Source organism: Streptomyces sp. SID3343, assembly GCF_009865215.1.
Taxonomy (GTDB): Bacteria; Actinomycetota; Actinomycetes; order Streptomycetales; family Streptomycetaceae; genus Embleya.
On sequence record NZ_WWJX01000220.1, the window covers coordinates 1 to 9,550 of the forward strand.

Sequence of the window (9,550 nt, forward strand, 5' to 3'; positions counted from 1 at the left end):
GTGAACGCGGCCGCCGGCGTGCCGGCGCTGCGCCGGACGGGCCTGGCCCTCGCGGGCCTGGACCCGTCCCGCGACGTGCCGCCGTTCGCGGCCCGAACGTTCACCCGCTGGTGGCGCGACCGGCCGCGCACCCGCGGCGCCGCCCGCAAGGTCGTGCTGTGGCCCGACACCTTCACCAACCACTTCGCCCCCGAGGTGGCCCGCTCGGCGGTCGCCGTCCTGGAGGACGCGGGCCTGGAGGTGGTGGTCCCGCCCGGACCCGTGTGTTGCGGCCTGACCTGGATCTCGACCGGCCAACTGGGCATCGCCAAGCGGGTGTTGACCACAACGCTGGCCACCTTGCGCCCGGCGCTCGCGGCGGGGCTGCCGATCGTCGGCCTCGAACCGTCCTGCGCGGCCGCGCTGCGCACCGACGTGCCGGAACTGATGGGCGCCGCCGCACACGGCCTGTCCGGATCGGTCAAGACGTTCGCGCAGGCGTTGGAGGAGTACGCGCCGCACTGGTCGCCCCCGGTCCTCGACCGCGAGATCACCGGACAACTGCACTGCCACCAACACGCCGTCCTGGGCGACGCCGCCGATCGCCGACTGCGCGCGAAAGCCGGCCTGTCCGGCGAACCGGCGGGCGGGTGCTGCGGGTTGGCCGGCAACTTCGGCTACGAGAAGGCGCACGCCGACATCTCCCGCGCGGTCGCCGCCGACCGACTCCTGCCGGCCCTGGCGGCGGCCGGGCCCGACGCGATCACCCTGGCCGACGGCTTCAGCTGTCGCACCCAGATCGGCCGACTCACCGACCGCCGCCCCATCCACACGGCCGAACTGCTGGCCCGGGCGCTGTCCGGGGACGCCGGCGCCGAACCCGCCGGCGGCGACGCATGACCGGGCCCGCGATGGCTCAGACCACCAGACCCGCCGGGTCGGTGTTGGCGCCGCACAGTATGACCGCGACCTTTTCGCCCTGGGCCGGGGTGTACGCGCCGGTGGACAGCGCGGCGAGCGCGGTGGCGGCCGCGTGTTCGACGACGATGCGGAAGTTGTCCCACAGCGCCTGACGCGACTCGATGATCGCCTTGTCGGACACCAGTACGGAGAACGCGCCGGTGCGCCGGGCGGTCGCCAGCGCCGTCTCGGAGACTCGGCGGGCGCCCAACGAGTCGGCCGCCACCGAGTCCACGTGCACGTCCACGACCCGGCCCGCCTCCAACGCGGCGTTGAGCGCGCGGCAGTGCTCGGGCTCGACCGCGACCGTGCGGATCCCGTGTTCCTCGGCCGCCGTCGCGACGCCGGAGAACAGGCCGCCACCACCGACCGCGACGATGATCGTGTCGAGTTGCCCGGACACGCCCGCGAGTATCTCGGGCACCAGCGTGCCCGCCCCGGCCGCGATCAGCGGGTTGTCGTACGCGTGCGACAAAAGCGCGCCCCGGTCCTCGGCGAACCGCTGCGACGCCTCCAGGGCGTCGGCGTACTCGCGTCCCACGAGCAGCACGTCGGCCCCGTACGAGCGCAACCGCTCCACCTTGATGCGCGGCGCCGACTCCGGGACGAACACCGTCGCCCGCACCCCGGCGGCCCGCGCCGCCCACGCACACGCCAGCCCCGCGTTGCCGCCCGAGGCGATCACGACGCCGGCCTCGGGCATCGTCCCGGCCTCGACGTGCGCGGTGGTGAAGTTGGCCGCGCCACGGGCCTTGAACGAGCCGGTGTGCTGGATGAACTCCAGGGCGAGCCACACGTGCGGCGACGGGTGGATCGGCATCATGGTGACGGGCTGGGTCTGCCCCACGATGCGCTCGGCGGCGGTCCTGATGTCGCCATAGGTCAGTTCGGACGTGGAATTCTCCATGGGAGACGACCTTAACGGGATCATTCGCAGCCCTTCACCCGAAGCGGTTCACCCGAACGGGCGCCGCGGTGACCGGCGCCGATCCGGCCGGTGCGCCGCGAGCGACGTCCCAAGGCCTTGGTGGGCCCGGGATCCGGCGCCCGACGCCGCCGGTGCCGACAAGGCAAGGGGCAGATCCGGCGGATCCCTGACACTGTGTCAATTGTGAGACCGGCCACCCGGGGTCGAAGCTGACACACCATCAGGTCACATCGACTCACGGAGGGAGGTGGGATGTCCGGCAACCTCGGCGACGGACCCACCGCCGCGACGACACCCCAGGTCCAACGCCTCAAGGCGAACTCGGTCGGGCTCACGGGCGTGGTCTTCATGGCCGTCGCCACCGCCGCGCCGATCACCGCGATGACCGGCAACCTGCCGATCGCGGTCGGCTTCGGCAACGGCATCGGCGCCCCGGCCGGCTACCTGTTCGCGACGCTCGTGCTGAGCGTGTTCTCCATCGGCTACGTCGCGATGGCCAAGCACATCACCTCCGCCGGCGCCTTCTACGGCTACATCTCGCACGGCCTGGGCCGGGTCGTGGGGATGGCCTCGGGGCTGCTCGCGGTACTGGCCTACGTGGTCTTCGAGGCATCGATCGTCGGCGTGTTCGCGTACTTCGCCGACACCACCGTCAACGATCAACTCGGCGTCGACCTCAACTGGTCGATCTACGCGCTGGCCATGCTCGCGATCACCGCGCTGCTGTCGTTCTTCGACATCCATCTCACCTCCCGCCTCCTCGGCGTCCTCCTCGTCGCCGAGATCGCGGTGCTCGCCGCGATGGCGATCGCCGTGCTGGTCCAAGGCGGCGGCCCCGACGGCCTGAGCACCGAGCCGATCAACCCCGCCAACGCGTTCAAGGGCGCCGCCGGACTCGGCCTGTTCTTCGCGTTCTGGTCGTGGGTGGGCTTCGAGTCCACCGCGATGTACGGCGAGGAGTCGCGCAACCCCAAAAAGGTCATCCCTCGCGCCACCCTGGTCTCGGTGGTCGGCGTCGGCCTGTTCTACGTCTTCGTGTCCTGGATGGCGATCTCCGGCACCGGCTTGGCCGAGTCCAAGGAGGTCGCGGCAGGCTCGTCCCCCCTCGACCTGTTCTTCGGCCCCACGGGCGACTTCATCGGCGGCTGGGCGGTCGACTCGTTCCAGTGGCTGCTGATCACCGGCTCGTTCGCGTGCGGCATGGCCTTCCACCAGTGCGCGTCGCGCTACCTCTACGCCATCGGCCGCGAGGGCTTCATCTCGCGCAAGCTCGGCAACACCCACCCGGTGCACGGGTCGCCGTACTTCGCCTCGTTCGTGCAGAGCGTGATCGCCACCACCATCGTGCTCGCGTTCCTGATCACCGACCGCGACCCCTACATCCACCTGTACACCCTGCTCGCGATCCTGGGCACGATGGCGATCCTGATCGTCCAGACCCTGTGCTCGTTCGCGGTGATCGGCTACTTCCACGTCGGCAAGAACCATCCCGAGACCGCGCACTGGTTCCGCACCTTCCTCGCACCGCTGATCGGCGGCATCGCGATGCTGGTGGTCGTGATCCTGCTGCTCCGGAACATGGAGACGGCGGCGGGGGCCGCGTCCGGCTCGCTGTTGTTCAAGCTCACCCCGTACATCGTCGGCGGGGTCTTCCTGGGCGGCCTCGCGCTCGCGCTGTACATGAAGGTCAAGAGCCCGGCGCGCTACGAACTGATGGGCCGGATCATCCTGGAGGACGCCGGCGAACGCACCGACACCGACGACCCGCAAGTGCTGCCCACCGCGCCCACGAAGGTGTGATCCCCCGACGCCGACGGGCAGCGCGCGAAGGACACGCCGACAGCCGGTATGGACACCGGGTTAGGCAAGCCTTACCTTCTGATCATGACCTTGCTCGACCTCCGGCAGCCCACCCCGTGCCCGGCGCTCGCGGACACCTTCCGCGAACTGGGCGAGGCGTGCTCGCTGATCGAGGTCGAGGTCGGTCACCCGGGTGCGGGCACGCTGCACGCGTCCCGGATGGCCGAGGACCCCGAGGTCCTGGCCGGCGTACTGCTCGCCGAGCGGCGGCGGATCACCACGACGCTCGAAGCCGACCCACGCGACGACGCGGTCGCCATGTGGGCCCTGCACGGCTATGCGTGGTACGCGTGCCTGATGCTCGCGGGCCCGTGGTTTCTGCGGCGGCGAGTCCCGCACGTGAGCCTCGACGACGTGTGGATCGACACCGGATCGGACCGCATGCGGCGCTCCTTCGGCGTGAGCGCACGGACCTTCGCCTGCCTGCCCGACGATCCCCGGGCGCGGGCGTCCGGGGCCCGGGTGGTGGCCGACGAGGCCGCCCTGCGGGCCGAGCTCCTGCGCGGCGTCGCCGATCACCTCGCCCCGCTGCTGACCGTGTTTCGGCCACACCTGCGGCGGGGCGAGCAGGTGCTGTGGGGGATGGCGGCGGACGAGCTGGTCAGCGGCGTCTGGTACCTCGGGCGGACGCGGGGGGAGGGCGAGCGGGCGGTACGGGAACTGGAGGCGCTGCTCCCGGGCGGCGTGGGTCACTTCAAGCGCGAAGCCGGATTCCGCACGCTGGTGGGATCGCGCGGGCAGACACACCGCAACCGGACGCAGAGCGTGTGCTGCCTCTGGTACACGCTGAACCCGGACGCACTGTGCTCCACGTGCCCTCGCGCGAGCGACGATCGACAGGTGGCGATCCTGGAGGGGCGGGAGTAGCCGGTGCGGATCCTTTCCGGCGGCACTCGGGCCCCGGTCGGCGCCCCAGACGGGCGAAAGCCCGCCTCCTCGTGAGAGACGGGCCTTCGGTTCTTCGGTCGAGATATCGCCGGGGTCACCCGTGGCGCAGGTTGCGAACCGTGTCGTCGTAACCGGCCACCTCGGTGATCGGCCGCGTGCCCGGGCCGACGTAGAGAGCGGCCGGACGCACGAGGCGCGACGTGCGCTTGTGCTCCAGGATGTGCGCGCTCCACCCGGCGGTGCGCGCACACGTGAACATCGACGTGAACATGTGGGCGGGTACCTCGGCGAAGTCCAACATCACCGCGGCCCAGAACTCCACGTTGGTCGCCAGTACCCGGTCGGGACGACGGGCCTGAAGCTCTTCCAGGGCCGCCTTCTCCAGCGCCGCCGCCACCTCGTAGCGAGGGGCACCGAGCTCCTTGGCCGTGCGACGCAGCACGCGCGCACGAGGGTCCTCGGCGCGATACACCCGGTGACCGAAGCCCATCAGGCGGTCGCCGCGGTCGAGGACACCCTTGACGTACGCCGTGGCGTCGCCGGTGCGCTCGATCTCCTCGATCATGTGCAGCACGCGCGAGGGCGCACCACCGTGCAGCGGCCCCGACATCGCACCGACCGCACCCGACAGGCACGCCGCCACGTCGGCGCCGGTGCCGGCGATCACGCGGGCGGTGAACGTCGACGCGTTCATGCCGTGCTCGGCCGCCGAGGTCCAGTAGGCGTCGACCGCCTGGACGTGCTTGGGGTCCGGCTCGCCACGCCACCGGATCATGAAGCGCTCGACGATCGTCTCGGCCTTGTCGATCTCGCTCTGCGGGACCATCGGCTTCTCCAGGCCGCGGGCCGACTGCGCGACATACGAAAGCGCCATCACGGCGGCCCGGGCGAGGTCGTCGCGCGCCTGGGCGTCGTCGATGTCGTGCAGGGGTTTGAGCCCCCACACCGGGGCGAGCATGGCCAGCGCGCTCTGCACGTCCACGCGGACATCGCCCGAGTGAATCGGGATCGGGAACGGTTCGGCCGGCGGCAGACCGGGGTTGAACGCCCCGTCCACCAACAGGCCCCAGACGTTGCCGAACGAGACGTGGCCGACGAGATCCTCGATGTCCACACCTCGGTACCGGAGCGCGCCACCCTCCTTGTCGGGTTCGGCGATCTCCGTCTCGAACGCTATGACTCCTTCGAGCCCGGGTACGAACTCGGACATCAGGCGGCTCCTCATGCGATCTCGACTGACTTGTGGCCGGGTCCTTCATACCCCGCACTGCCACACTGTGTCTCCCCCGAACGAGCCGGGGCGCATGGTGCCGAAACGGCTGTGCACCTGGGTTCCACCGGTGGTTCGGGGAGCTGTTTTCGATCGGTCCGACGCGGCCGGGGTGGGGCCGCGCGGAAGGTATGGGCCGATCGAAGTCCATTGGCCAGGATATCTCTTGACATCGAGACGACCTACGTCGGAGCGCCCCCCGCCACGTGAGGTCCGGCACAAACCGCAACCGTGTACCACACCCGGGCGTCACGCGTCGCACCCCGACTCCACCCGGAACGGCCCGGGCGCCCCCGCAGGCAGCCCGCGAGTGGTACTCGTAGTCCGTGGAGTTCACCGAGCCCGCCGCCATGCGGCGGCAATACCGAGGCGAAGGCATCGACGTCGGCGCGATGCCGCCCGCCCCCTTCCCGTTGTTCGCCGGGTGGTTCGGCGAGGCCGCCGAGGCCGGGCTGCCCGAGCCGAACGCGATGATCGTCGCGACGGCCACCCCCGACGGCCGACCGAGCACGCGCACGGTCCTGCTCAAGGACGTCGACCACGACGGCTTCGTCTTCTACACCAACTACGACTCGCGCAAGGGCACCGAACTCACCGCCAACCCGGCGGTAAGCCTGTTGTTCCCGTGGCACGCGATGCGCCGCCAGGTGATCGTCACCGGCTGCGCCGAACGAGTGTCGCGCGAGCAGACCGCCGACTACTTCCGCTCCCGCCCGCGCGGCTCGCGGATCGGTGCGTGGGCCAGTGAACAATCCAGCGTCGTTCCCGGGCGGGAACACCTGGAAAAGCGCTACGCGGAGGCCGACGCCGGCTTCGCCGACATCGACGACATCCCGGTACCACGGTTCTGGGGCGGATTCCGGGTCGTACCCGACACGATCGAGTTCTGGCAGGGACGCGAGAACCGGATGCACGATCGGCTGAGGTACGTACGCGAGGCCCGACCGGCCTCGACCCCCGGCGCACACACGGCCTGGCGAGTCGAGCGACTGAGCCCCTGAGCCTCCGACCCCCCCGGAACCCCTGGCCCCCCGGAATCTCCGAGCCCCGCATTCCTGTGAGTACCGAACTCTCGTATGCCGAGCCGTAAGCCCCTTGACTACCGAACCCTCGAACCCTCGAACCCTCGAACCCTCGAGAGTCCCGAGTGGAGTCCCCGAGAGTCGCGAGTCGAGTCCCGAGAGTCCCGAATCCCGAGAGTCCCGAGTCGAATCCCGAAAGCCCCGAGCATGGTGACCGAATAAGCCACCCGAAAACGACAACGACCCGCAGGTCGCTTCTTTGATCTCCTCGGTGAGGGGAACAAAGGCCGGGGGACGATCCCGGCGACCTGCGGGTCGGGTGTCTGCCTGGTGTTGCCGGCCGCCTGCCTGCGTCCGTCGCGGTGCACACACGACGGGGCGAGCCGAGCCGGTAAACCGGAATGGCGGCTAGCGGGCAGCCACCTCACGCGTCCGAATGCTACTCAACTTCGAACCACCTCCTCTCCCGTGTGCCAGTGAGGTTAGATGGCCCACGGCCGGGTGCAACGCATTTAAAGCGTGCCTGATCCCACACGCGAACAGGGAATAGCGGCGCGGCATTTGGTCTTGGATGTTCAGAGTGCCCACTACGCCGAACACCGACTCGAACCCCGCCGCGGACGGCGCCCCGCAGAGCCCTCCGCCGGCCGCCGTCTCGGACGAGACGTCCGAAAGACCCCCGCCGGCCGCCGCGAGAAGCGCGGCCGGGCGAATAGCCGGCGCCGTCCTCGCCGACGTCACGCCGCTTCGCGAGTTCCCCGACTTCCGGCGCCTGTGGTTCGGGCACTCGGTGTCCTCCCTGGGGCAGCAGATGACCGCCGTCGCGGTCGCCATCCAGGTGTACGCACTCACCGAATCCAACTTCGCGGTCGGGCTCGTCGGGCTCTTCTCGGTGGTCCCGCTGATCGTGTTCGGCCTGGTCGGCGGGGCGATCGCGGACAGCGTGGACCGTCGACTGGTGGGGCTGGTGAGCGCGTGTGGCCTCGCCTCGGTGTCGATCCTGCTCGCCGTGCAGGCGTTCCTCGACCTCGGCCAGGTGTGGCTGCTCTACGGGGCGGTCGCCGTGCAGTCGGCGTTCTTCGCGGTCAACAACCCCGCGCGTACGTCGATGATCCCCAAGCTGTTGCCGGCCGACCGGCTACCCGCCGCCAACGCGTTGAACTCGATCGCGATGGCGCTCGCGATGACCGTCGGCCCGATGCTGGGCGGCGTGGTGATCGGCCTGTGGAGTTTCCAGGCCGCCTACGTGATCGACACACTCGCGTTCTCGGCCGCGCTGTACGCGATGTGGCGCCTGCCCTCGATGCCCCCCACGCGCGCGGCCGACGGGCGCACCCGGGCCTCGGTCACGGACGGGCTGCGCTTCTTGCGGAGCAGGCCCAACGTGCGCATGACGTTCATGACCGACATCGTCGCGATGGTCTTCGGCATGCCCCGAGCGTTGTTCCCGGCGATGGCCGCGACGCTGTACGGAGGCGGAGCCGGCACGGTCGGGCTGTTGGTGGCCGCGCCCGCCGTCGGCGCGCTCGCGGGCGGGCTGTTCTCCGGGTGGCTGGGCCGCGTACAGCGTCAAGGCCGCGCGGTGGTGATCGCGGTGCTCGCGTGGGGCACGTGCATCGCGGCGTTCGGGCTCGGCGGCCCACTGTGGCTGGGGCTGATCCTGCTGGCGCTCGCGGGGTGCGCGGACACCATCAGCATGGTGTTCCGAAATACGATCATGCAGGTGGCGACCCCGGACGAGATGCGCGGCCGGTTGGCCGGCGTGTTCATCGTGGTGGTCGCCGGTGGTCCTCGGCTGGGCGACTTCGAGGCCGGGTCGGTGGCCGCGCTGAGCACCGAGCGCATCTCGGTGGTCGGCGGCGGCCTCGCGTGCGTCGTCCTGGTGATCGCGCTGTCGCTGCGATGGCGAGGCTTCTGGCGCTACGACGCACGCGACCCGCAGCCGTAGGGGCCGCGGGTCGCGTGCCGAGTCCCTTTCCCGCGACGCGGAGGCGGCGGAAAGGGCTACGGCCGCCTCCGGAGAGAACCGGTCTCGCCGATCAGGAGGACGGCCGGGGCGCGATCCACACCTGTTCGGCGTGCGCGGCGACCCGGCCCTCGGCGTCGTACAGCGTGGTCGCCGTGGCGAACTTGCGGCCGTCGCGGCCCAGTCGGCGCCCGAGTACGACGCACGGCTCGTCCGGATAGGGCAGCGCGTACACGTACGTGGTCATCCGGCCCAGCAACAACGCGGTGGCCTCGTCCATCCCCGTCCAGCCGCCCGGGCAGTCGAGCGCGGCCCAGACGAACTCGGCGGCGACCTGCTCGGTGTCCGGCGCGACGAACGCCGCGGACGGGGTCCACACGCACGCGTTGGTGTCCGAGCGATCCGCGAGCAGGCCCGGGAACAGCCGCAGACCGTCGCCCTCGGCCCGCTCGGTACCGCACACGAAGCAACTCCCGTACGGATTCCACGCCGCGAAGCCGGGAAAGGCCGCGCTCGCCGCCCGGGCCTCGGCGGGCGTGACCGGGTCGATCGGCGTGGGCAGCGCCGCCGCCGGGTCCATCGCCAGCGCCTCGGCGATCGGACTGCCGTCCGCCGGATCCTGGTGCAGCGTCAGTGAACCGGCCGCGCCCACGACGGTCAGCGGCCGCTCCAGCGGC

8 protein-coding genes are annotated in these 9,550 nt (G+C 70.8%); 5 read left to right on the plus strand and 3 right to left on the minus strand.

Annotation, left to right across the window (positions count from 1 at the left end):
• The coding region (locus tag GT354_RS08020; RefSeq protein WP_272923775.1) for a heterodisulfide reductase-related iron-sulfur binding cluster at positions 1-879 on the plus strand (879 nt) is incomplete at its 5' end.
• 16 nt (positions 880-895) lie between these two features.
• Here the strand turns inward: GT354_RS08020 and GT354_RS08025 are convergent.
• Entirely contained in the window at positions 896-1,846 is a 951-nt protein-coding gene (locus tag GT354_RS08025; protein WP_161355564.1) for a threonine/serine dehydratase, read from the minus strand.
• A gap of 273 nt (positions 1,847-2,119) precedes the next feature.
• On the opposite strand from GT354_RS08025, the gene GT354_RS08030 reads away from it, so the two are divergent.
• Positions 2,120-3,667, plus strand: a complete 1,548-nt coding sequence (locus tag GT354_RS08030) for an APC family permease (RefSeq protein ID WP_161355565.1) — start codon at positions 2,120-2,122, stop codon at positions 3,665-3,667.
• An 84-nt stretch (positions 3,668-3,751) separates the two neighbouring features.
• Positions 3,752-4,594, plus strand: coding sequence for a (2Fe-2S)-binding protein (locus tag GT354_RS08035; protein ID WP_161355566.1), 843 nt, complete (start codon positions 3,752-3,754; stop codon positions 4,592-4,594).
• A gap of 115 nt (positions 4,595-4,709) precedes the next feature.
• On the opposite strand, the gene GT354_RS08040 is transcribed toward GT354_RS08035, so the two are convergent.
• Positions 4,710-5,825, minus strand: a complete 1,116-nt coding sequence (locus GT354_RS08040) for a citrate synthase 2 (RefSeq protein ID WP_161355567.1) — start codon at positions 5,823-5,825, stop codon at positions 4,710-4,712.
• Positions 5,826-6,235: 410 nt separating this feature from the next.
• Here GT354_RS08040 and pdxH point away from each other — a divergent pair, with 410 nt between their 5' ends.
• Positions 6,236-6,886 (plus strand): pyridoxamine 5'-phosphate oxidase, encoded by a 651-nt coding sequence (gene pdxH / locus GT354_RS08045; RefSeq protein ID WP_161355569.1) that lies wholly within the window; start codon positions 6,236-6,238, stop codon positions 6,884-6,886.
• A gap of 592 nt (positions 6,887-7,478) precedes the next feature.
• Positions 7,479-8,855 carry an MFS transporter gene (locus tag GT354_RS08050; protein WP_202511631.1) on the plus strand — a complete coding sequence of 459 codons (1,377 nt, stop codon included), beginning with the start codon at positions 7,479-7,481 and terminating at the stop codon, positions 8,853-8,855.
• 91 nt (positions 8,856-8,946) lie between these two features.
• Here GT354_RS08050 and GT354_RS08055 read toward each other — a convergent pair.
• On the minus strand, positions 8,947-9,550 hold a 604-nt coding region (locus GT354_RS08055; RefSeq protein WP_161355568.1), incomplete at its 5' end, for a hypothetical protein.